A 19,628-nucleotide genomic window follows, 5' to 3' on the forward strand; every position below is an offset into this window, starting at 1 on the left:
TGTTCAAAATAAGAAAGAATGAAAAGGAGGGTAAGAAATGGCGAAACAACAAAATAAACAAAATGTACAAGGTGCACAGCAACAAGCTTATACTTCTGAAACGAATGCTGCATCTCAATCGGTTATTGAGGAGCAAATTAGCGATACGGTTGCAGAAGGAACGATTGATGTGGAGCTTGGAAAAGAATCGCAGGAAAAAGCGTAAGAAAAGGGGAGAGTTGCATCTCCTCTTTTTTCATGGAAAAGTGTCGATTTTTAAAACTATAATCAAATTCCTTGGTTTTTATATGTGGATTTCTTACAATGAAATATAAGAGATATCTTATTTTCTATAGAAGAGGTGTTAGTAGTGGCAAAAATATTAGTAGCGGGAAAAATTCCGGAAATTGGATTAGAACTATTAAAAGATCATGATGTAGAAATGTACGATAAAGAGGAGTTAATTTCTATAGATGAATTAACAGAGCGTGTAAAAGATAAAGATGCATTGTTAAGTTTACTTTCGACAAAGGTGCCAAAAGAAGTTATTGATGCAGCGCCTCATTTAAAGATTGTTGCAAACTATGGTGCTGGTTACGACAATATTGATTACACGTATGCGGGCGAAAAAGGAATTGCAGTTACGAATACACCGAAAGTATCAACGGAAGCGACTGCAGAATTAACATTTGCACTTCTTTTAGCAGCGGCGCGTAGAATTCCTGAAGGGGATACGTTATGTCGTACGACTGGATTTAACGGATGGGCACCGTTATTTTTCTTAGGAAGAGAAGTCCATGGTAAGACAATTGGAATTATAGGTCTTGGAAAAATCGGGAAGGCTGTTGCAAAACGTGCGAAAGCATTTGGAATGGATGTTTTATATACAGGGCCAAATCGTAAGCTTGAAGCTGAAAGTGAACTGGGAGCAACGTATGTGACGTTGGAAGAATTATTACAAACAGCAGACTTTATTACAATTAACTGTGCTTATAATCCAAATTTACATCATATGATTGATGAAGAGCAGTTTAAAATGATGAAGAAAACAGCGTATATTGTAAATGCTTCACGTGGACCAATTATGAATGAAGCAGCACTTGCTCATGCATTAAAAACGAATGAAATTGAAGGAGCAGCTCTTGACGTGTTTGAATTTGAACCGAAAATTACAGAAGAGCTAAAAGAATTAAAGAATGTAGTACTTGCTCCACACGTAGGGAATGCAACATTTGAAACTCGTGATGCGATGGCTGAAATGGCTGTTAGAAATATTTTAGCTGTATTAAACGGCGAAGAGCCAGTAACACCTGTAAATGAAAAGGTATTAGTTACAAAATAAAAAGAAACCTTCCGGACTCGGAAGGTTTTCTTATTTTTCTTTATTCGCTTTTTTAGACGGTCTTTGTCTAATGAATTGAGATAACATGTACAAAATATATAGTGGAATGGCAATAAATAAGAAAACAGAAAAATTGCCAAATCCTGTTTGATACATTGTAATAATGATTCCAACTAAAAATAGTGTAATAATGATGCTATATCGTGGAATTGGTACATCTTTTAAACTTGGGATACGAATGCGGCTCACCATTAAAAATGCGAACGTTACAAATACAGTAATAAGAACGATTTTTGGAATGGTATGTGAAAATAACGTTAAGAAAGCAACAAGCCCTCCCGCTGCTGTAATCGGTACTCCAGTGAAATATTTCATTGAAGTAGAAGATGGTGTTACATTAAATCGTGCTAAACGATATGCTCCGAAAAGAGGGAATAATCCCGCTATGTATAATCCGATGATTCCGTAGTTTGAGAAAGATGTGTAATACATTAAAACAGCTGGTGCTGCACCAAATGTTACGACATCTGCAAGCGAGTCGAGCTCTTTTCCCATTTGTGAATCAACACGTAATAAACGAGCAACACGACCATCAAGACTATCTAACATCATCCCGATAAGTACTAAAATAGCAGCTGATTTATAATATCCTAAAGATGCATAGCCGATTGATAAAAATCCGCTATATAAATTTCCGAGCGTAAATAAGTTTGGAATAGCTGCTCTATACAAAATCTGATCCCTTGCTTTCTGTAATAAATTCTTAATTAGTGTATGAAAGTTTACTTATTTTATCATACCATAAATTTATTCCTCATACGAAAGAAATTACCAATTTGTGAAAGATTTCATAGAAGGATGGTTTGAAAATTAAGTGCAAATACAAAGAGGAAGCAACTTATATAAAGTTGCTTCCTTTACTATTCAAATTTCGTTGTCATCGTTCCAGTTTTATATCGATTATTAGGATCGAAGCGTAATAAATCTCCATAAATTAATTTGTCGGAGAGTTTTAATTCTGTTTTTGCTTTTTCAATATACGGCTGACATAGCGTCATGTCAGCTTCTTCACCCGTACTTCTTTTGTAACACATATTTTTTGTATAAACATACTCTTCAGAAACAAAGCTACCATCACGCATTACCATAAGCGGGTCTTTCTCTTTAATAAATAAGTCAGTTCCAAATTCAACGGATTTATTTGTTTTAATACCAAGTAAATGAAGGAGCGTTGGCTTAATATCAATTTGACCGGATACTTTAGAAACAACTTTTCCTTCTTGGCCAGGCACATGAATAATAAGAGGGACTCGTTGTAATTGCATAGAATCGAATGGTGTAATAGTATCTTTTCCTAGGAACTGTGCCATAGCTGCGTTATGGTTTTCGGAAATACCGTAATGATCACCATAGATGACAATAACGGAATTATCATACAATCCTTCTTCTTTTAATTGTTTAATAAATAATTTAAGAGCTTCATCTGTGTAACGAACAGTTGGGAAGTAGCGGTTTACAACACCACTTTCCGAGTTGAATTCATCAACATATTGATCTTCCGGATTTAGAAGAAACGGAAAATGATTTGTTAATGTAATAAATTTTGTATAGAACGGTTGCGGTAAAGATTTTAACTTTGGAATAGATTGTTCAAAGAACTCTTTATCTTTTAATCCCCAACCGACAGACATTTGCTCCGTTCCTGCGTAATCATTTAAATTAAAGTAACGATTATATCCAAGCGCAGGATACATTACATCCCGATTCCAAAACGTTTTATCATTTGAATGGAAGACGGCAGAAGAATATCCGTATTTCTTTAATTGTTCTGGTGTCGCTGTGTATTCATTTGTTGCATGAGTAAAGAATACAGAACCACGATCTAGCGGATAAAGTGAGTTTTCAACGATAAATTCAGCATCAGAAGTTTTACCTTGTCCAGTTTGATGATAGAAGTTATCGAAATAGAAACTATCCTTAATAAATTTATTTAAAAATGGTGTAATTTCTTTTCCATTTATTTTTTTATTAATAACAAAGCTTTGTGTAGATTCCATTGAAATTAAAATTACATTTTTACCTTTTGCAGCTCCAAATAAGTTTTTATCAACTTGTTTATCTTTTGAGTCTGTATAGTTTTTAATTTCAGAAAACCCATCCCCACTTGCAAATACACGCTCAGCTGAAGACTTGGATTGAAGCGTAATATCAAATAGATGATATGTGTATAAACCTAAATTCTTCACGACAGTTTGACGGTCAAATGAGCGTGAGAACATTTGTGGTTTATAAATAACTGATACAACAATTTGTAGTGCTAATAAAGCTGTTACACCGCTAAAGAAAGTTCGCTTCTCTGAGCGGGAAAGTGGTGTTTTGTCGCCAAATGATGGGAATTTACGCGAAATAAACATTAAAATAATTGCATCTGCAAATAAAAGTAATGTTTTGTACGTAAAGAGTTCTTTTATACTTGTCCCTAAATCAGCCATATTGTTTGTTTGGAATAAAACCGGGAAAGTAACGAAATCGTTATAGAACCCATAAAACATTGCGTTTCCAAATAAAATAAATGACAGTATAAAACTGATTCCAATTATAATTCGGTTTCGGTGCTTAGATGCAAGTAAAGCTAAGCCGAAAAATAAAAGTAACGCAGCTAGTGGATTGATAAAAAGCATGAATTCTTCAAAGAAATTATCAATTTTAATATCAAATGCTAGCTTGTACACAATATATGTTTTAATCCATAGTAAAACGACTGCAACGAGTGCAAATCGCAGTTTTGGAAACAGATGTTGTAGCATAATATACTCCTCTCCTAAAAAGCATGACAGTTCTTGAGAGTCAGTTTGCTTAACGACTCATTTTATATATACGAACAGTCCTTTGTTATTATGATTATTATACTATGAGTATCATTATACGAAAATAAAAGAAGGTTGTGGGCTTTTTTATAATAATCGAGTAGAAAAAGAGTGGTGGGAGACAATAAAACAGAATTTCTATGTATGATAATTATCGTACGCAGAAAGAATCGCGTGATAATACGGAGGTTATAATGCGAAAATTATTATGTTTTATAGCATGCAGTAGTGTTATATTTTTTACTTCACCGAGTGTGTCGGTAGCCCAATATGATGCACCTCTTATGGAAGATGCACTTTATTCTGTTTTATTTCCAAAAATAAATAAAGCAATTGAAAAACAATATGGAAGTTTGAAACCTTATCAATGTCCTAAAATTATTAGTTTAAAAAAAGTGTATAGCGGTACATATTTATTTCAAGCAAGTATTGAAGTGACAAAGTATGAACGTGTTGCTGGGAAAATTGCTCCACCATTTGAGAAGGTAACGATTACATTTAATAACGAAGAAGGCGAATGGGAAGTAACAAAGGTATTAGTAAAGCGCTTACCAGACGATACGAAATTAAACTGCAAAAAAACAATATAAAAAATTGTTTGACAAATAAAATGGTCCTTTGGTATTGTTAATAGCAACAATTAGATGTTTGAAAATTAAATAGACTTACCTCATCTACTCTCAAAGGTAGAGGCCGCGATAGGAAAGAGTAAGCTATGGGAGATTTAATGGAATCTGTAATCATAGGTTGAAAGGGACTATTGCCGAAATATAAGAATAACCATCTTATTCATATATTGGGACTGCATTGAATAAATGTAGTACTGTCATAAGATTTATTTTATGGAGAGCTATTTGGAGATGTTGATGCGGTTTCTTATTTTGAGGAGATAACAACTCGTTTATTTTTTCAATATATATTTTTCCTAATAAGAAACGCGTGTGAACATTGTTCCGCGCGTTTTTTGTCTATCTAAAAGCGTGCTGCAATGAATAGAAGATTGGGGTTATGAGTTTTAGAGGAAATAAGGGAGGAATTTAAATGTATTTACACGGCACAAGCCGAATTAATGGGCAAGGACACTTAGAAATTGGAGGGTGCGATACGACGCAGCTAGCAAAGCAATACGGAACACCACTTTATGTATACGATGAAGAGTCTATTCGAGGAAAATGCCGAGCATTTCATCGTGCTTTTAAAGAAAGTGGTTTCTCTTATCAAGTAGCATATGCAAGCAAGGCGTTCTTGTGCATGGAGATGTGCCGAGTAGCTCGTGAAGAGAGTATGTCATTAGACGTTGTTTCTGGGGGAGAATTATATACTGCGCTCCAAGCAGGATTTCCGGCATCACGTATTCATTTTCATGGAAATAATAAAACAGAAGAAGAAATAGTGATGGCTCTTCAGGCGAATATCGGTTGTTTTGTCGTAGATAATTTCTTTGAATTAGAAGTTTTACACGATTTAGCGATGCAACATGGGAAATTTGTGAACATATTAATTCGTGTAACGCCTGGAGTAGAGGCGCACACACATGAATATATTACAACAGGTCAAGATGATTCGAAATTTGGATTTGGTGTTTCAAACGGTCAAGCGATGCAGGCAATTGGATTTGCTTTACAAAAATCAAATTATAATGTGCTAGGGATCCATTCACATATTGGGTCGCAAATATTTGAAACAGCTGGTTTTGTTCGAGCAATTGAAGTTCTTCGCCAATTTTTAGAAGAAGTGAGAGAGCAAACAAACTATGTAGTAAAAGTGTTAAATGTAGGCGGGGGATTTGGAATACGTTACACAGAGTCAGATACACCATTAACTCTTGAGACATATGTGCGAGCTGTAACAAGTGCAGTGAGAGAACAATTTACTGTATGTGAATATCCATTGCCAGAAATATGGATTGAGCCAGGCCGTAGCATTGTAGGTGATGCTGGGACAACAATTTATACAGTTGGATCTGTGAAAGATATTCCTGGTATTCGGAAATATGTATCAGTCGATGGTGGAATGACAGATAATTTAAGACCTGCTTTATATAGTGCGCGTTATGAAGCGATGTTAGCGAATCGAGGGAATGATGAGAATGAGGAACTCGTTTCGATTGCTGGGAAATGCTGTGAGAGTGGAGATATGTTGATTTGGGATATTCATTTACCGAAAGTCGCTGCTTCTGATTTACTAGCAGTTTCCTGTACAGGAGCATACGGGTACTCGATGGCGAATAATTACAATCGGATTCGAAGACCAGCCGTTGTCTTTGCAAAAGGCGGAACATCGCAAGTAGTTGTGGAACGCGAAACATATGAAAATATTATTGGGAACGATCGCATACGTATTAAAGAACTTGTCTAAATAGGAAAAGGAGTTGTTCGTATGGGCAATTCCTTTTTTATAAAATAAAATAATTAAAATATATCGGAAAACTAGGATTGAAAAAAATCAGAATTGTGATAAAATACAAATACAAAGCTTATCAAGAGAAGCTGAGGGAACTGGCCCGAAGAAGCTCGGCAACCTGCTTATAGAAAGCAAGGTGCTAAATCCAGCAAAATGGGATCCATTTTGAAAGATAAGGTAAAATATATTACCGAACAGTCTTTTCGAAATGGGAAAGATTTTTTTTATGAATAAAAAGGGGGGCTGTTCGCGTGGGTGTACGGGAACATTTTGATGAAGTATCCGAGAAGATTGAAGCGATGCTTGCTGATATGAAATATGGTTCAATTACAATTGTTGTGCAAGATGGAAAAGTAATTCAGTTAGAGAAAAGTGAAAAAGTACGTTTAAAGTGAAAAGCGCTGACTAGAAAAACTAGAGGCGGTTTTAACCTATTTTCATTAGGTTAAAACCGTCTTTTTGCTTTTACAGGGGGAAAAAACATGTTGACGTATGAAACGTGGGAAGAAAATGTTGTTTCGTTTTCGGAAGAAGATGAAACAAAAGGTGCGCTATCAGTATTAAAGTGGGCTTATAAAGAATATAAAGATGAAATCGTCTACGCATGTAGCTTTGGGGTGGAAGGTATGGTATTGCTGCACCTTATAAACCAAGTAAATCCATCTGCTAAAGTTGTATTTTTAGATACAAATGTTCATTTTCAAGAAACATATGAATTAATTCAAAAAGTGCGGAGGCGATTTCCTTCATTAAATATTATAGAAAAACAACCGGAACTTACGCTTGATGAACAAGAGAAGTTGCATGGTGAGAAATTATGGGAAAGTAATCCGAATCTTTGTTGTAAGATTAGAAAAATTTTACCTTTAGAAAAATCATTAGTGGTGGAAAAAGCATGGATATCAGGCTTAAGAAGGGAACAATCAGAAACACGTAAGCATACAAAGTTTATAAATCAAGATCATCGTTTTCAATCTATTAAAGTTTGTCCACTCATTCATTGGACGTGGAAAGAAGTTTGGCGATATGTATACAAACATAGCTTGCCGTATAACCCGTTGCATGATGTTGGTTATCCAAGTATTGGGTGTGAGAAATGTACGTTACCTGTTGGGAATGGTGGCGATTCAAGAGATGGTAGATGGGCTGGAAAAGTGAAAACTGAATGTGGTCTTCATTACCAATAAGATGAATCTTGAAATAAAGCTAAGAGAGGATATAGAAAAATGAGTATAGTAAACGAATTAGTAAACCGTATAGATGAGGCATATGACGTATCACAAATTGAAAAAGAAATTAAGTTAGACAATATTGCGTTAAGTGATTTAGAACTATTGGCGACAGGTGGATATAGCCCCCTTACTGGTTTTTTAGGGAAGGAAGATTATGATTCAGTTGTAGAAACGCTTCGTTTAGCAAATGGTAGTGTGTGGAGTATACCAATTACATTACCTGTAACAGAAAAAGTCGCAGAAAGCCTGAAAGTTGGAGAGGAAGTAAAGCTTGTCAACAATGGAAATATATATGGTGTCATTCAAATAGAAGATATTTTTGTACCAGATAAAGAAAAAGAAGCGTTACTTGTATATAAAACAACGGATGAGGCTCATCCAGGAGTGGAAAAATTATATGAACGACCAAACGTTTACGTTGGAGGAACTATTATTCTAACAAAACGCTTTGAAAATAATCAATTTCCTTCTTATCATTTAGACCCAATTGAAACGAGGGAAGAATTTAAAAAACGTGGGTGGAAAACAGTGGTCGGGTTTCAAACGAGAAACCCGGTACATCGTGCCCATGAGTATATCCAAAAGTCTGCTCTTGAAATTGTAGATGGTCTCTTTTTAAATCCACTCGTTGGAGAAACGAAATCGGACGATATTCCTGCTGATGTAAGAATGGAAAGCTATGAAGTACTCCTTCAAAACTATTATCCGAAAAATCGTGTCTTTTTAAGTGTATTTCCTGCTGCAATGCGTTACGCAGGACCAAGAGAAGCGATATTTCATGCGTTAGTAAGAAAGAATTTTGGATGTACCCACTTTATTGTAGGACGTGATCATGCCGGAGTAGGAGATTATTACGGAACATACGAAGCGCAAGAAATCTTCACGAATTTTACGATAGAAGAGTTAGGCATTACACCACTATTCTTTGAACATAGTTTTTACTGCACGAAATGTGAAGCGATGGCTTCAACGAAAACATGTCCGCACGGAAAAGAAGATCATGTTATTTTATCAGGTACGAAAGTAAGAGAATTATTAAGAAACGGTGAGATTCCGCCAAGTACATTTAGTCGTAAAGAAGTAGTAGAAGTGCTAATTAAAGGTTTAAAAAAAGAAGTAGTAACAGAATAGGGAGAGAACGAGATGGATACGAATATTACTTGGCATACAGCTTCGGTTTCAAAAGATGAGAGAAGATTGAAGAATGGACATCATAGTTTTGTAATTTGGTTTACTGGTTTATCAGCTTCGGGTAAATCTACAGTAGCGAATGCGGTCGCTCGTAAACTGTTTGAAAAGAATATTGGAAATTATGTGCTGGATGGGGATAACATTCGCCACGGTTTAAATAAAGACTTAGGATTTTCTGAAAGTGATCGCATGGAAAATATAAGACGTATTGGCGAAGTGGCAAAGTTATTTGTAGATCAAGGAACAGTTGTCCTTACAGCATTTATTTCACCATTTCGAGTAGACCGTAAACAAGTAAGAGATTTATTAGCGGCAGATGAATTTATTGAAATTTTTGTGAAGTGTCCGATTGAAGAGTGTGAGAAACGTGATCCGAAAGGGCTTTATAAAAAGGCAAGAAAAGGTGATATTAAGGATTTCACAGGTATTGATTCGCCTTATGAAGAGCCAGAGCAAGCAGAATTAATTGTAGAAACGCACAAATATTCTATTGAAGAATGTGCAGAACAAATCGTGAAGTACTTACAAGAGCGTAGTTTTATATAGGGGGATAAACAATGAATTATGAAAAAGTATGGGCTAACAATGAAAAATTAAATCAGACCGAGAAAAATAAATTAGAAAAAGATGGCTTAGAAATTTTTAATGATATTCCTTACTATGCGGAAAATGGTTTCGAATCTATTCCGAAAGAAGAGTGGGATGCCTTTAAATGGGCAGGCTTGTATTTACAAAGACCGAAAGAAGCTGGTTATTTTATGATGCGGGTAAATATTCCGTCAGGGATTATTACAAATGCACAGGCAGAAGCACTTGCTTCTATCGCTGAAGATTATGGACGTGATGTAATAGATATTACGACGAGACAGGCGATTCAGTTTCACTGGTTAGAAATTCAGCAAATTCCAGATATTTTTAAAAGGTTAGCAAGAGTTGGGTTATCTTCAGCGGGGGCTTGTGGTGATATAACGCGGAATATTACAGGTAATCCGCTTGCTGGCATTGATGCAAATGAACTATTTGATACAACGCATATTGTAAAAGAAGTATATGATTACTTCCAACATAATGAAGAGTTTTCTAACTTGCCACGTAAATTTAAAATGTCTATTAGTTCTAATATTTATAATTCAGCAAACGCAGAGATTAACTGTGTTGCATTTACACCTGCTACGAAAGAAATAGATGGTGAGAAAAAAATTGGTTTTCATATAAAAGTAGGTGGAGGATTATCAGCCCGTCCGTATTTAGCTGATGAATTAGATGTATTCGTTTTACCAGAAGAAGTGAAGGCGGTGGCGATTGCGATTGCTACTATATTCCGTGATTTTGGATATCGTGAAAAACGTCATTTAGCTCGGTTGAAATTTCTTGTTGCGGACTGGGGAGCAGAGAAATTTAAAGAGAAACTAATAGAGTATACAGGGCCTTTACAAAGTAAAGGGGAAAGTGCACTCAAAGGATGGAATGCAGGCTATTTTTATGGTGTTCAAGACCAAAAACAAGAGGGATTAAAATATGTAGGTTTTAATGTACCGGTAGGTCGTTTACATGCAGAAGAAATGTTTGAGATTGCAAGAATCGCAAAGCAATATGGAAATGGACAAATTCGTACATGTAACTCGCAAAACTTCATTATTCCGAACGTTCCTCCGGAAAATGTAAAAGGATTACTTAGTGAACCGCTGTTTGAAGCGATATCTGCTAGCCCGAAATCATTTATTGGTCATGCGGTTTCATGTACCGGTATTGAATATTGTAATCTTGCACTAGTAGAAACGAAAGAAAGATTACGGAAAATTGCAGAATACTTAGATACACAAATTGCACTCGATGTTCCAGTTCGAATTCATATGGTAGGCTGCCCGAATTCATGTGGTCAACGTCAAATTGCTGACATTGGGTTACAAGGTGTGAAAATGAAAACGAAGGAAAAAGGCATTGTTGAAGCGTTTGAAATATACGTAGGTGGAACATTATTAGATGGCGGTGCCTACAATCAAAAGTTAAAAGGAAAAATAGATGGCGAGGATCTACCTGATGTACTTGCATCATTTATAAGTTATTTCAAAGAGAATAAATTACCAGCCGAGACATTTTATGATTTTGTAGGTCGTGTTGGTGTAGATACATTACAAATAGCGTTAAATAACGTGTTAGAAGAAGTCATAGCGTCTTAGGAGGGACGATATGGATTTATATCGATTTGAAGCTGTGTTAGTAAATAGTATTGTTCCGATTGTTGTTGTTGCTCAAAGTGAAGAACAGGCATTTAAGCTTGCGGAGATTGAGCTTGAAAAGCATTTTTTACCGTTGCCAGAGGTAAAAGAGATTTCTTTGTTTGAAAAAAAGAAGATTCGAAAAGGTGCGGCATTTGTTATCCATGAGTAGAGATCAGTAATACGAAAAAATAAAAACTTCCATTCTTATATACGAATGGAAGTTTCATTTTAATAGAAGAAATGAGGAGAGATGATGGGAAAGGTTTATATTGTTGGAGCGGGTCCTGGCGATCCAGATTTAATTACTGTTAAAGGGTTGAAATGTATTGAGAAGGCAGATGTTATTTTATACGACCGACTTGTGAATAAAGAGCTGCTTTCACACGCAAAGCCTGACGCGGATTTAATTTATTGCGGAAAACTCCCGAATTATCACACGATGAAGCAAGAGACAATTAACACGTTTCTTATTAAGTATGCGAAAAAAGGAAAAGTTGTAACGAGGCTTAAGGGCGGCGATCCATTTGTGTTTGGTAGAGGGGGAGAAGAAGCTGAAGCATTAGCAAAGCAAGGTGTACCATTTGAAATCATTCCTGGTATTTCAGCTGGAATAGCTGCTCCTGCTTATGCGGGCATTCCAGTGACGCACCGTGATGCAAGTGCAAGTTTTGCTATTGTGACTGGGCATAGGAAAGAAGGTGCTGAAGAAGAAGTGAAATGGGAAAGTTTAGCGAAAGGTGTAGAGACTTTAGCGGTATATATGGGGGTTAGTAATTTGCCCTACATATGTGAGCAACTTATGAAGCATGGAAAAGATAAAAGTACGCCAGCTGCTATTATTGAGCAGGGGACGACGTCTATGCAACGCACAGTTGTTGGAACGTTAGGGACAATTGTAGATGTTGCGAAAAAAGAGCAAATTCAAAATCCGAGTATGATTGTAATTGGAGAGGTTGTCCGTTTTAGAGAAAAAATTCATTGGTTTGAGAAGCAGACAGAAAATGCTTATCAAGTAAGTGGAGTGTTGTAAAATGAAAGCCGTCTTATATATATGTCATGGAAGTCGTTTGAAGACAGCGAAAGAAGAGGCGATTCAATTTATTACATCGTGTATGAGCCGTATAGAAGCGACTATTCAAGAAGTTTGTTTTTTAGAGTTAGCGAATCCTTCTATTGAAGATGGTTTTCGTACATGTGTGAAGCGTGGGGCCACTGAGATTATTGCTATCCCTGTTTTTTTATTAGCGGCAGGGCATGTAAAAAAAGATATCCCTTTTGAATTAGAAAAATTAACCAATCAATTTTCGGATGTTAAAGTGACCTATGGTAATCCGTTTGGTGTATCAGAAACACTTGTTAAATCGGTGTATAGCGGAAGTGGCATCGAACAGGAAGATAAAAATGAAGTGACGTTACTTCTCGTTGCAAGAGGGAGCAGTGATCCTGAAGTATTAAGAGATATAAACTGGATTGCTTCTTTATTTCAAACAAAAGAGAAGGTTAAAAAAGTAGAAGTTTGTTATTTAGCGGCTGCAGAGCCAAAATTTGAGGAGAAATTAAAGGAAGTTGTAGAACAAAAAGAAAAGAACATCGTTGTACTGCCTTACTTGTTATTTACAGGTTTACTTATGAAACATATTGAGAAAGAAGTGCGCCAATATGAATTGGGAGAGATAAAAATCAGTCCATATTTAGGGAAGAATGAAGCGTTTCAAGATATGTTAATTCAGAAAACGACGGAGTTATTGAAAGGAGATCAGTATGTATCCACTTACAGTGCGAGTTAATGAGAAACGCGTTGTTGTTATTGGTGGGGGAAAAGTTGCAGGATTTAAAATTATTCCTTTACTCAAACAGGGTGCGGATATAGTTGTGATAAGTCCAGAATTAGATGCGAATTTAGTAAAACTTGTGGAAGAAAAGAAAATTCGTTGGTATCAAAGAGAATATGAGAAAAGTGATATTAAAAGTGCTTTTTTAGTTGTTGCAGCGAGTAGTGATTCAATATTAAATGAACAAGTTGCTGAAGATGCCGCCGAGAATCAATTAGTAAATGTTATTACAAATCCGGAAAGTGGTAATGTTCATTTTCCGGCAGCGATTCATCGTGGTTTACTTAATATAGCAGTTTCTACTGGGGGAGCGAGCCCTAAGCTCGCAAAAAAAATTCGAGATGAGATTGCAAATAAATATGATGAGACATATGAATCGTATTTAGATTTTTTATATGAAGTAAGGGTGAAGTTAAAAGATTTACAGTTAGAAAAGAGAGAGCGAAATATATTGCTCCAAGAAGTGTTGAAATCAGTATATGTGCAAAACGAGGGGAAAAGAGAAAGTTTTTTACGAGAATTAGAGGAAAAGGTTTTAAAATAATAAAAGATAAAGTGAGCTTTACAAATATAAAAATATAATTTATAATCACAAGTAACTTCAATAGATAAAATCGATGAGCAAGAAGAGTACGTATATTTGATGCGTTCAGAGAGCTGGGGTTAGGTGGGAGCCCGGTACGATAAAATATACAGAATGGGCTTGCGAGAGGTATGTTGAACATTGTAGTAGGCAACCCGGGTTCCGCCGTTAAAAGGATAGAGTATCGGAATTATTCCTGTACTTGAACAAGTGGGATTTATCAATCCAATTGAGGTGGTACCACGGTATTTATATTACATATATCGTCCTCTACATGCATATTTGCGTGTAGGGGACTTTTTTATTTTCTAAAGGAGGTGTGCGAGTATGAAATGAAAGTGTATAATTAACAAAAGTTTAAATATTCAGAAAAGGAGAATTTATGATGAAAGAAACACAGCAATGGACGTCGAAAATAGGCTTTGTACTCGCAGCAGCCGGAGCCGCAGTAGGTCTTGGTGCGATATGGAAATTTCCATATGTTGCAGGTAATGGCGGGGGAGGCGCATTCTTCCTTGTATTTTTACTATTAACTTTATTTATAGGTATGCCTCTTTTAATAGCGGAGTTTGTTATTGGACGTAGCACGCAAAAAGAGGCCGTTACAGCTTATAAAGTACTAGTGCCAAATAGCAAAGTATATCCTTGGATTGGTCGTATGGGAGTTGTTACTTGTTTTAGTGTACTATCTTTTTATAGTGTTGTAGGTGGATGGATTTTACTTTATTTATATTATAGTGTGACAGGAAGTTTCTGGAATAGAGCAGCTGATTATGGACAATTGTTCGGTGAAACGATTTCAAATCCGTTAAGTGCGATTGGAGCACAATTTATCTTTATGCTTTGTACAATTTTTGTCGTAAGTAAAGGTGTAGAGAAAGGTATAGAAAAGGCAAGTAAGTACATGATGCCGCTATTATTTATTTTATTTATTGCGATTATTGTTCGTGCGTTAACACTCGATGGTGCTTTTGCTGGAGTAGAGTTCTTCTTAAAGCCAGATTTTTCAAAGCTTACAGCAGATACGATTTTATACGCGATGGGACAATCTTTCTTCTCACTAACAGTAGGTGCCTCAGTAATGGTCACGTATAGTTCGTATTTAAAGAAAGAGGAACATTTAGCGAAATCAGCAACATCTATTGTAAGTTTAACTGTTTTTGTTACAGTACTTGCAGGATTAGCAATTTTCCCAGCGATTTTTGCGTTGGGAGTTAAACCGACTGAAGGACCAGGACTACTGTTTATCGTCCTTCCAGCAGTATTTGCAAAAATACCATTTGGTCAATTTTTCTTTATTATGTTTTTAATTTTATTCTTCTTTGCGACTTTAACATCAGCAATTTCAATGCTTGAAATTGTAGTAGCATCTGTTGCGAAAGGTAATGAGAAGAAGCGTCCGTCAGCATCATTATTAATCGGTATTCTTATTTTTGCAGTCGGTATTCCATCAGCTTTATCATTTGGGATTATGAGTGACGTGAAAATATTCGGGAAAACATTCTTTGATTTAGTTGACTTTTCGGTAAGTAACGTATTGCTACCGTTAGGAGTACTAGCTATTTCATTATTTGTACCAAATAAAATGAGTAAAGAGTTATTGATGAAAGAATTAGAAGTGACGGAAACGAAGGGGAAAACGTTATTTAACATTTGGTTCTTCTTACTTCGTTATGTTATTCCGGTAACTGTAATAATTGTATTTTTAAATGCGATAGGTGTATTTAAAATGTTTGCATAAAAAAAGGCGGGGATCTCCCGTCTTTTTTTATGTGGATGTTGATGAGTGTAATAAACGATTATATGCTTTATAGGCTGTAGTGACTGCAAGGAATGAACCGATTAAAAATAATACTGAGCCGCCAAATGTAAATATCCGGCCAATATACGTCTCTCTAGCTTCTTCTATTTTTTGTTGTAATTGCGTATTCATATTGATCACCCCGTAAACTATAGGCATTTAGTTATAGTCTATGTAGAATGCCTATATTGTGTGAAGTGTAAATAAAAAACCTCGGTAGGCACCGAGGTTTTTTATAATCCGATATAAGGAGATGGGTCAACTGCGTTTGTCTTGCCGACATTCCATTCTCCAAGATGAAGTTCGAAGTGTAAATGTTGTCCGTATGATTGGCCCGTGTTCCCCATAAATCCAAGCTGATCGCCTTGTTTTACAGTTTGTCCATTCGATACAGAACGGCTATTCATATGAGCATATACTGTCGTATATGTTTTTCCGTTTATACGGTGAGATAAATACACTACGTTTCCGTAACTAGATGATAATTCTGAACGAATAACAACGCCATCTGCAGCGGCGATAATTGGAACCGTTCCCGAAGCAGCGATGTCAATTCCTTTATGGTTATCTAAAGAACGTACACCAAATCCGGAAGTTTTTGATCCAGCTGCTGGTTTGATAAAGCCACCGATGTTTGTATCATGTGGTGTTGGAGCTGCTTGAGTTGCTTGAGCAGATTTAGTAGCTTGTTGTTTGCGAGCCTCTTCTGCCTGGCGGGCTTCTTCCGCTTTACGAGCTTCTTCCGCCCGTTTTTCTTCTTCAATTGCTTTTTGAACAGCTTGACGTTGATTTTCTAAAATGCCCTTGGATTCTTCTAATCCTTCAATCTCTGAATCTACTTTTGCTACTTTCGTATGTAGATCGTTAATAAGAGTTTGTTGCTGCTGTTGGTTATTTTGTAATTCTTGTTGTTTTTGTTCTAGTTTTTGTTCAGAGTCTTTCAGTTGTTGTTCTTTTTTCTCAACAGCCTCTTTTTCTGTCGTTACAGCATTTTGATCAGATGTTTGTTTTTTTACAATATCTGTATCGTTGTTTAATATTAAACTTACGGAGTACATATTATCAACAAGATCAGCAATGTTTGTAGAGTTTGTTAATACTTCTGTAATGATATTTGTACGCGGTTTTTCTTGCATAGATTGTAATCGTTGTTTAATAACTTCCTGACGTGTATCTATGTTTGTTTGTAATTGTTCTATATGTTTCTTTTTGTCAGTAATTACTTGTTGTGTTTTGCTAATTTCTTTTTTTGTATCGTTTAATTCAGTCTCATTTTTATTAATGGAAGTAGTTAATTCATCGATTTTCTTCTGTAATTCTTGAATTTCTTTTTCTATTTGTTCTTTCTCGACTGATTTATTTTGTAAGTCACTTTGTTTGCCTTCTAATTCAGATTGAATGTTAGATAATTTATCTTGATTCGTTTCAGCGTATACGGGTGAAAGTAACGGGGAAGCAAAAATCGTTCCTGCTGCTAAAACACTAAACGCTGCAAATTTCTTTTTCATTGTTGTCTGACTCCTTTCCCTATGAATGTTATATATCATAAGAAGAAGGGTGTCTATCGTTGTAATCATAATGTAAAGAAAATTTTATGAAATTGCTAAGTTTTGTCGGAATTTATCATTTTTCAACTGTAATTGTCATAGTGCTTACATTTTATTCATATGTGTAACAAAGGTGTATTTTGGAATTTTCCTGTAAAATGAAGGAGGAAAGTAATCGTTTTTATGAGGTGAAATATTACTTGGAAAGCTAATAAAACACTAGTGAGGAATCGTTCTCATGTGAGGTTTTCTGACATAGGTCTACTTTTTGTCAAGAAAATTATTTGCGTTCGGGCAAAGTTATTTTGTTGTCAGATTTAAATTTTTGATTTATGATTTTTAACAGGGACAAAATGTAGTGAATTGTCGAATAATATGTAATACTCTTAATTTCTTAGTTTTATAGAGATAGAATGAGAGATAGAGTGACACATCGAAGAGGGGGTTACAACAAATATGAAAAGAATAGGACTAGCATGGCAAATATTAATAGGACTTGCGCTTGGTATTGCGGTTGGGGCGATTTTCTTTGGCAATCCAGCAGTGGTGAGTTATTTACAACCAATTGGTGATATTTTCATCCGATTAATTAAAATGATCGTTGTGCCAATTGTTGTAGCAAGTATTGTTGTTGGGGTTGCTGGTGTTGGCGATGTTAAAAAATTAGGTCGACTAGGCGGAAAAACAATTATTTACTTTGAAATCATTACAACAATTGCAATTATTGTCGGTCTATTAATAGCGAATATTTTCCAACCAGGAAAAGGCGTAAATATGGAGCAGTTAACAAAGACAGATATTTCGAAATATACACATACGACAGAGCAAGTACAAAGTCATTCATTTGCAGATACATTTGTAAATATTGTTCCAACGAACATTATGAAGTCGTTAGCTGACGGAGATATGCTAGCTATTATCTTCTTCTCTGTACTATTTGGTTTAGGTGTAGCAGCGATTGGTGAAAGAGGAAGACCAGTTCTTCAATTTTTCCAAGGTGTAGCTGACGCGATGTTTTACGTAACAAACCAAGTTATGAAATTTGCACCATTTGGTGTGTTTGCACTAATTGGTGTTACAGTTTCTACATTTGGTCTTGCTTCATTAATTCCATTAGGGAAATTACTAATTGTCGTATATGGAGCAATGATTTTCTTCGTCGTAGTTGTCTTAGGACTTACAGCGAAAATATTTGGAATTAACATTTTCCAATTCTTTAAGATTTTAAAAGACGAGCTGATCTTAGCGTATTCTACAGCAAGCTCAGAAACAGTTTTACCAAAAATCATGGAGAAAATGGAGAAATTCGGTTGTCCGAAAGCAATTACATCTTTCGTTATTCCGACAGGTTACTCATTTAACTTAGATGGATCAACTTTATATCAAGCAATTGCGGCTATTTTCTTAGCGCAAATGTACGGTATTGATTTATCTATTACACAACAAATTACATTGTTGCTTGTATTAATGGTTACATCAAAAGGGATCGCAGGTGTACCGGGCGTATCATTCGTTGTATTATTAGCGACACTTGGTACAGTAGGTATTCCACCTGAAGGCTTAGCGTTCATTGCTGGTATTGACCGTATTTTAGATATGGCTCGTACAGCAGTTAACGTTGTAGGAAACTCTTTAGCAGCTGTAGTTATGTCTAAGTGGGAAGGTCAATATGACGCTGAAAAAGGACAAGCTTATTTAAAAGAGATTTCTGAAAAGGGTCAAGCGGCTTAATTATAATATGAACAAGCTCTCACATAATATGTGGGAGCTTTTCTGTATATAGAAGAGGAGTAGACATAATGAAACGTAAATATGGTGACGGTTCTTCGTGGAAGAGACTAATAGAAAAGAGTTATACGGTTAAGCAAATGGAAGAGGGAATGCTCGGAATACTGGATATAAAAAAGGTGAGAGAGCCTAGTTGTAAAGAATATGATGGTGAAGAACTTTGTATTGCAGCGGATCAGTATACGTGGATTCAATATTTCATAGACGGGAAAAACTTTGCGATTACCGCTATGTTAGATGATCAGAAAAAATTAGTGCAATATTATATCGATGTGGCGAAAGAATATAAAATAGACGATCGTGGTTTACCGTATTTTGATGATTTATATTTAGATGTAGTATTATTATCTAGCGGTAAGGTGTATGTATTAGATGAAGAGGAGCTAGAGGATGCTTATAAAAGTGGTGATGTCACGAAGGAAGAGTATGAGCTAGCTTGGTACACTACGAAATGGATATTAGCAACAATGAAAAATAGTGAATTTTATTGGATTTCAATATTGGAAGAAGAAATCGAAAAGTTAAAATGATTGTTGTATTCAAATTTTTGTATAATTACCAAAAAAATCTATACAAAAAATAATTGACTTTTGTTTTGTAAGCGAGTAAAGTTAGGGAAGAAATTATTATTAAAAAATAAATATGAAACCTTCTTATAAAGAGAGGCGGAGGGACTGGCCCTACGATGCCTCGGCAGCGGACTCGATTTCAGAGTGCTGTGCCAAATCCAGCAAGCGTGTGCTTGAAAGATGAGAAGAGTGTTTCTTATAGATGTATAAGACCTCTTCTCATCGGAAGAGGTCTTTTGTTATTCATTAGAAAAAGGTTGAAACTAGGGAGA

20 protein-coding genes, 3 riboswitches and 1 other annotated feature are annotated in these 19,628 nt (G+C 35.7%); of the genes, 16 read left to right on the forward strand and 4 right to left on the reverse strand.

The annotated features are described in order from the left end of the window. Positions 1-37: 37 nt before the first annotated feature. Both HMPREF1014_RS19015 and HMPREF1014_RS19020 read left to right on the forward strand, forming a co-directional pair. Positions 38-205, forward strand: a complete 168-nt coding sequence (locus HMPREF1014_RS19015; protein ID WP_001118877.1) for a YozQ family protein — start codon at positions 38-40, stop codon at positions 203-205. A gap of 144 nt (positions 206-349) precedes the next feature. After that, entirely contained in the window at positions 350-1,321 is a 972-nt protein-coding gene (locus HMPREF1014_RS19020; protein ID WP_001062839.1) for an NAD(P)-dependent oxidoreductase, read from the forward strand. 30 nt (positions 1,322-1,351) lie between these two features. On the opposite strand, the gene pssA is transcribed toward HMPREF1014_RS19020, so the two are convergent. Together pssA and HMPREF1014_RS19030 are read right to left on the reverse strand one after the other, a co-directional pair. Then, a complete protein-coding gene (pssA, locus tag HMPREF1014_RS19025) occupies positions 1,352-2,053 on the reverse strand; it encodes a CDP-diacylglycerol--serine O-phosphatidyltransferase (RefSeq protein ID WP_000285417.1) in 702 nt (233 codons plus the stop codon). Positions 2,054-2,241: 188 nt separating this feature from the next. Further along, on the reverse strand, positions 2,242-4,128 hold the full coding sequence (locus tag HMPREF1014_RS19030; RefSeq protein ID WP_000939086.1) for an LTA synthase family protein: 1,887 nt from the start codon (positions 4,126-4,128) through the stop codon (positions 2,242-2,244). A 254-nt stretch (positions 4,129-4,382) separates the two neighbouring features. On the opposite strand from HMPREF1014_RS19030, the gene HMPREF1014_RS19035 reads away from it, so the two are divergent. The 12 genes from HMPREF1014_RS19035 to HMPREF1014_RS19095 all read left to right on the forward strand — a co-directional run bounded on the left by HMPREF1014_RS19035 (position 4,383) and on the right by HMPREF1014_RS19095 (position 15,392). Continuing rightward, positions 4,383-4,778 (forward strand): DUF3888 domain-containing protein, encoded by a 396-nt coding sequence (locus HMPREF1014_RS19035; protein WP_001228751.1) that lies wholly within the window; start codon positions 4,383-4,385, stop codon positions 4,776-4,778. Positions 4,779-4,867: 89 nt separating this feature from the next. Next, positions 4,868-5,049, forward strand: a riboswitch (Lysine riboswitch). A gap of 180 nt (positions 5,050-5,229) precedes the next feature. Beyond that, on the forward strand, positions 5,230-6,546 hold the full coding sequence (gene lysA / locus HMPREF1014_RS19040; protein WP_000280676.1) for a diaminopimelate decarboxylase: 1,317 nt from the start codon (positions 5,230-5,232) through the stop codon (positions 6,544-6,546). A gap of 115 nt (positions 6,547-6,661) precedes the next feature. After that, positions 6,662-6,770, forward strand: a riboswitch (SAM riboswitch). Between the two features lie 72 nt (positions 6,771-6,842). Then, the gene (locus HMPREF1014_RS19045; protein ID WP_000538896.1) at positions 6,843-6,986 is read left to right on the forward strand and encodes a YezD family protein; all 144 of its coding nucleotides are present in this window, start codon (positions 6,843-6,845) and stop codon (positions 6,984-6,986) included. 87 nt (positions 6,987-7,073) lie between these two features. Next, positions 7,074-7,778 carry a phosphoadenylyl-sulfate reductase gene (locus HMPREF1014_RS19050; RefSeq protein ID WP_000959014.1) on the forward strand — a complete coding sequence of 235 codons (705 nt, stop codon included), beginning with the start codon at positions 7,074-7,076 and terminating at the stop codon, positions 7,776-7,778. A gap of 39 nt (positions 7,779-7,817) precedes the next feature. Then, positions 7,818-8,954 (forward strand): sulfate adenylyltransferase, encoded by a 1,137-nt coding sequence (sat, locus tag HMPREF1014_RS19055; protein WP_000029481.1) that lies wholly within the window; start codon positions 7,818-7,820, stop codon positions 8,952-8,954. Between the two features lie 12 nt (positions 8,955-8,966). After that, positions 8,967-9,560 carry an adenylyl-sulfate kinase gene (gene cysC / locus HMPREF1014_RS19060; RefSeq protein WP_000380497.1) on the forward strand — a complete coding sequence of 198 codons (594 nt, stop codon included), beginning with the start codon at positions 8,967-8,969 and terminating at the stop codon, positions 9,558-9,560. An 11-nt stretch (positions 9,561-9,571) separates the two neighbouring features. Continuing rightward, positions 9,572-11,194, forward strand: a complete 1,623-nt coding sequence (locus HMPREF1014_RS19065) for a nitrite/sulfite reductase (RefSeq protein WP_001105423.1) — start codon at positions 9,572-9,574, stop codon at positions 11,192-11,194. Between the two features lie 10 nt (positions 11,195-11,204). Then, a complete protein-coding gene (locus tag HMPREF1014_RS19070) occupies positions 11,205-11,405 on the forward strand; it encodes a DUF3906 family protein (protein WP_000366913.1) in 201 nt (66 codons plus the stop codon). Between the two features lie 84 nt (positions 11,406-11,489). Beyond that, the gene (gene cobA / locus HMPREF1014_RS19075) at positions 11,490-12,266 is read left to right on the forward strand and encodes a uroporphyrinogen-III C-methyltransferase (RefSeq protein WP_000521255.1); all 777 of its coding nucleotides are present in this window, start codon (positions 11,490-11,492) and stop codon (positions 12,264-12,266) included. Between the two features lies 1 nt (position 12,267). After that, positions 12,268-13,023, forward strand: coding sequence for a sirohydrochlorin chelatase (locus HMPREF1014_RS19080; protein ID WP_000648885.1), 756 nt, complete (start codon positions 12,268-12,270; stop codon positions 13,021-13,023). Then, positions 12,998-13,612 carry an NAD(P)-binding protein gene (locus HMPREF1014_RS19085; RefSeq protein WP_000283363.1) on the forward strand — a complete coding sequence of 205 codons (615 nt, stop codon included), beginning with the start codon at positions 12,998-13,000 and terminating at the stop codon, positions 13,610-13,612. The genes HMPREF1014_RS19080 and HMPREF1014_RS19085 overlap by 26 nt, the downstream gene beginning before the upstream one ends. Before the next feature lie 64 nt (positions 13,613-13,676). Further along, positions 13,677-13,925, forward strand: a binding site (T-box leader). 111 nt (positions 13,926-14,036) lie between these two features. After that, complete coding sequence (locus HMPREF1014_RS19095) at positions 14,037-15,392, forward strand: sodium-dependent transporter (protein WP_000665441.1); 1,356 nt, start codon at positions 14,037-14,039, stop codon at positions 15,390-15,392. Between the two features lie 27 nt (positions 15,393-15,419). On the opposite strand, the gene HMPREF1014_RS31715 is transcribed toward HMPREF1014_RS19095, so the two are convergent. Both HMPREF1014_RS31715 and HMPREF1014_RS19100 read right to left on the reverse strand, forming a co-directional pair. Next, entirely contained in the window at positions 15,420-15,584 is a 165-nt protein-coding gene (locus HMPREF1014_RS31715; RefSeq protein ID WP_001096002.1) for a hypothetical protein, read from the reverse strand. A gap of 101 nt (positions 15,585-15,685) precedes the next feature. Continuing rightward, positions 15,686-16,960: a murein hydrolase activator EnvC family protein gene (locus HMPREF1014_RS19100; RefSeq protein WP_000726088.1), complete on the reverse strand. Its 1,275-nt coding sequence runs from the start codon at positions 16,958-16,960 to the stop codon at positions 15,686-15,688. A gap of 495 nt (positions 16,961-17,455) precedes the next feature. Between HMPREF1014_RS19100 and gltP the strand changes: the two genes are divergently transcribed. Continuing rightward, complete coding sequence (gene gltP, locus HMPREF1014_RS19105) at positions 17,456-18,730, forward strand: glutamate/aspartate:proton symporter GltP (protein ID WP_000821134.1); 1,275 nt, start codon at positions 17,456-17,458, stop codon at positions 18,728-18,730. Positions 18,731-18,798: 68 nt separating this feature from the next. Next, on the forward strand, positions 18,799-19,317 hold the full coding sequence (locus tag HMPREF1014_RS19110; protein ID WP_000824658.1) for a ribonuclease FAU-1 family protein: 519 nt from the start codon (positions 18,799-18,801) through the stop codon (positions 19,315-19,317). A 120-nt stretch (positions 19,318-19,437) separates the two neighbouring features. Then, positions 19,438-19,543, forward strand: a riboswitch (SAM riboswitch). Positions 19,544-19,628 lie beyond the last annotated feature (85 nt).

The sequence above is a fragment of the Bacillus sp. 7_6_55CFAA_CT2 genome, assembly GCF_000238655.1.
GTDB classification, from domain to species: Bacteria; Bacillota; Bacilli; order Bacillales; family Bacillaceae_G; genus Bacillus_A; species Bacillus_A cereus.

Excerpts from the sequence above, each read along its gene's own strand:
- HMPREF1014_RS19015 (WP_001118877.1), top strand. The coding sequence starts at position 38 with ATGGCGAAACAACAAAATAAACAAAATGTACAAGGTGCACAGCAACAA.
- HMPREF1014_RS19030 (WP_000939086.1), bottom strand. The coding sequence starts at position 4,128 with ATGCTACAACATCTGTTTCCAAAACTGCGATTTGCACTCGTTGCAGTC.
- HMPREF1014_RS19035 (WP_001228751.1), top strand. The coding sequence starts at position 4,383 with ATGCGAAAATTATTATGTTTTATAGCATGCAGTAGTGTTATATTTTTT.
- lysA (WP_000280676.1), top strand. The coding sequence starts at position 5,230 with ATGTATTTACACGGCACAAGCCGAATTAATGGGCAAGGACACTTAGAA.
- HMPREF1014_RS19050 (WP_000959014.1), top strand. The coding sequence starts at position 7,074 with ATGTTGACGTATGAAACGTGGGAAGAAAATGTTGTTTCGTTTTCGGAA.
- sat (WP_000029481.1), top strand. The coding sequence starts at position 7,818 with ATGAGTATAGTAAACGAATTAGTAAACCGTATAGATGAGGCATATGAC.
- cysC (WP_000380497.1), top strand. The coding sequence starts at position 8,967 with ATGGATACGAATATTACTTGGCATACAGCTTCGGTTTCAAAAGATGAG.
- HMPREF1014_RS19065 (WP_001105423.1), top strand. The coding sequence starts at position 9,572 with ATGAATTATGAAAAAGTATGGGCTAACAATGAAAAATTAAATCAGACC.
- HMPREF1014_RS19070 (WP_000366913.1), top strand. The coding sequence starts at position 11,205 with ATGGATTTATATCGATTTGAAGCTGTGTTAGTAAATAGTATTGTTCCG.
- cobA (WP_000521255.1), top strand. The coding sequence starts at position 11,490 with ATGGGAAAGGTTTATATTGTTGGAGCGGGTCCTGGCGATCCAGATTTA.
- HMPREF1014_RS19080 (WP_000648885.1), top strand. The coding sequence starts at position 12,268 with ATGAAAGCCGTCTTATATATATGTCATGGAAGTCGTTTGAAGACAGCG.
- HMPREF1014_RS19085 (WP_000283363.1), top strand. The coding sequence starts at position 12,998 with ATGTATCCACTTACAGTGCGAGTTAATGAGAAACGCGTTGTTGTTATT.
- HMPREF1014_RS19095 (WP_000665441.1), top strand. The coding sequence starts at position 14,037 with ATGAAAGAAACACAGCAATGGACGTCGAAAATAGGCTTTGTACTCGCA.
- HMPREF1014_RS31715 (WP_001096002.1), bottom strand. The coding sequence starts at position 15,584 with ATGAATACGCAATTACAACAAAAAATAGAAGAAGCTAGAGAGACGTAT.
- HMPREF1014_RS19100 (WP_000726088.1), bottom strand. The coding sequence starts at position 16,960 with ATGAAAAAGAAATTTGCAGCGTTTAGTGTTTTAGCAGCAGGAACGATT.
- gltP (WP_000821134.1), top strand. The coding sequence starts at position 17,456 with ATGAAAAGAATAGGACTAGCATGGCAAATATTAATAGGACTTGCGCTT.
- HMPREF1014_RS19110 (WP_000824658.1), top strand. The coding sequence starts at position 18,799 with ATGAAACGTAAATATGGTGACGGTTCTTCGTGGAAGAGACTAATAGAA.